Raw genomic sequence first — 2,516 nt, 5'->3', positions numbered from 1 at the left:
AGGCGGTGCTGGCTGTCGTAGCGATATTCGGTGACGTTTTCGCCGCGGCGTTCGCGGATCAGGTTGCCGTAGGCGTCGTAGTCGTAATGCCGGTCGGCGTGGCGCAGCAGGCGGTTGCCCTTGAGGTGCCAGGGGCCGGGGCGGTCGTGGATCAGCAGGTTGCCGGCCGGGTCGTGGCTGAAGTTTTCCGGGTCTTGATCGCGGGCGTGGCGAACACCGGTCAGGCGGTCGAGCGGGTCGTACTGGTAGCGGCGTTCGCCGTGACGGGTGTCGTTGACCTGTGCGAGGTTGCCGTTGGCGCTGTAGGCATAATCGCGGCGGTACAGCGGACGCTCGGCTTGCCGGACGGCGTGGGCGTGCAAACGGCCCTGCTCGTCGTAGGCAAAGTCGCTGTGCAGCAGGCCTTGTTGGCGCTGGCGCTCCCTTCCAAATTCAAATTGATGATTACTCAGGCGCGAACCGTTGAGGTCGATCGCTGTCAGCGCCCCACCTTGCGCGCGGTGATATTCAAGACGGCTGTTGTCCGGCAGCCGTAAGTGCTGGAGCTGGCCGCAGGCGTCATAGCCGTACCGCAACGTGCCCCAGCCCTGATGCTCGGTGATCAGCCGGTCGTGGTGGTCGTACTCGAACTCCAGCGGGTGGTCCTGCCCGTCGTCGACACTGACCAGCCGCCCCAGCCCGTCGTAGCGATACTCGACCTTGCTGCGGTCCGGCAGGGTTTTGACCAATAACCGGCCGGCACTGTCGCGCTGATAAGCGCTGACGAGCTGCGAGCCGTCATCGCCGAACTCGGTTTTTTCCAGCAACTGGCCGTTGAGGTCGTAGGCATACGCCGTGCGCCGGCCGTCGAAGCCGGTTTCCTGACGGATCAAGCCGCTGGGCGTGTAGTCCAGCCGATAGCGCTCACCGACTTCGTTTTCGATCTCGGTGAGCAACAGTTGAGCGTGGTCGTAGCGGTACTTGAGCTCGCTGCCGTCGGGGTTGATCCGCCGGCTGACCAGGTGCAGATCGTCGGCGTATTCATAGCGCGTGACGCGATCGAGTTCATCACGCTCGGTGATGATCTGGCCGTAGGCGTTGTAGCTGAAACGGCGACGGGCCCCCGTCGGAAAGGTCGTCTGCAGCAGTCGGCCAAGCGCATCCCACTCATAACCAGTGACCGCGCCGTGTTCGTCCTGAACTGTCGTCCGTCGCCCCAACGCATCGTAGGAAAACTGCCGCCGTCCGCCGTCGGGCAAGGTTTCCGCGAGCAACTGGCCGAGGCCGTTCCACTCGAACAGATGGCGGCTGTGATCCGGATAACGGATCGCCAGCAGCCGACCTTGGGCGTCGTACTCGTGATAGGTGTTCTGGCCGTCAGGGTCGATCAGCCAGGTCACGTCGCCTTGGGCATTGCGTTGGTAGGTCCACTTGGCCTGGCCGCGATAACGGGCGTGCAGGAAACCGTTGCGGTACTCGTAGGACGTTGGCTCGCCTTCCGGTGGAATCAGCGCGATGAGCCGTCCGAGCTCGTCGTAGCGGTATTCGGTGACGGCGCCGAGGGCGTCCTGCTCGGCGACCAAGCGGCCCTGATCGTCATAGGCCTTGCGCTGTTCGCCACCGTCGGCCGCGACCCGCCGCACCAGTCGCGCGCGGTCGTCGTGGACGTAGCTTTCTTCGCTACCGTCGGCATGTTTGAGCTGCACACCACCGTCGTCGTCCCACGTGTAGCGCGTGTCCATCTGCGCAAACGACGCCAAGTGCCGAGCGCAGCGCACCGCTTTACCCGACCGTTGCCACTCCCAGTAAAAACTCGCGCCACCGGCCAGTTGCCGCTGCAGGATGACGTGCTGCTCGTCGTAGTCGTAGCGCTCGCTTTCGCCCGCCGCGTTGGTGGCTTCGATCAGCCGCCAGCGGGCGTCGTAGCGGTAGGTCACCAGCGTCTGTTCGGTGCGCCAGTCCTGGTCATCGGGGTGAATGCGCTGATAGTCGACAGCGATCAAATGCTGACGGTCGTAGCGTAAAAACAAGCAACGCCCAGCACCGTTGTCCAGACGCTGAATGCACCCGGAAAAATCGCGCTGCACGGTCAGACGGTTGCCATAGGCGTCGCTGATCGCGCTCAAGCGCCCATCAAAAAAGTGATAAAACCGCGCCGACTCACCCGCCAGCGCGACGATCAGTTCGTCCGGCTCATCCCCCCGATAAATCGCCGCCCGCGACAAACTGTTGTGAATCGCCGGGCGCGCCACGCTCGGCAACGGAAACGGCGTGCGCCGGTTTTCCGCGTCGATCCACACCACGCTGTCGCCATCGATTTCCAGGCGCTGCGCCAGCGAATGGCTCCAGCCAAATCCGAGCCCACTGTCGAGTTCGACGGCACTGGTGCGATAGAGCCGGGTGAAGTCGAATGGCAGCACACCATCCAGAAAACCATCGGTCAGGGTCAGCAGTTCTTCGCCGGTGACCAGCGACACCGGGCAGCCGTGGGTGGCAGTGCGCTCGGCGGAATCGGCGCTGTCGCCGTTGGGGTTTTT

The 2,516-nt window shown here is 63.8% G+C and carries 1 protein-coding gene; it reads right to left on the bottom strand.

What is annotated here, in order from left to right:
• Positions 1-2,516: DUF6531 domain-containing protein (locus BVK86_RS28815; RefSeq protein WP_139315819.1), on the bottom strand; the 2,516-nt coding region annotated here is incomplete at both ends.

The sequence above is a fragment of the Pseudomonas reinekei genome (assembly GCF_001945365.1).
In the GTDB taxonomy this organism is placed as follows: domain Bacteria; phylum Pseudomonadota; class Gammaproteobacteria; order Pseudomonadales; family Pseudomonadaceae; genus Aquipseudomonas; species Aquipseudomonas reinekei.
The sequence above is the reverse complement of the archived record's forward strand: the minus strand, read 5'-3'. Positions and strand labels throughout refer to the sequence as shown.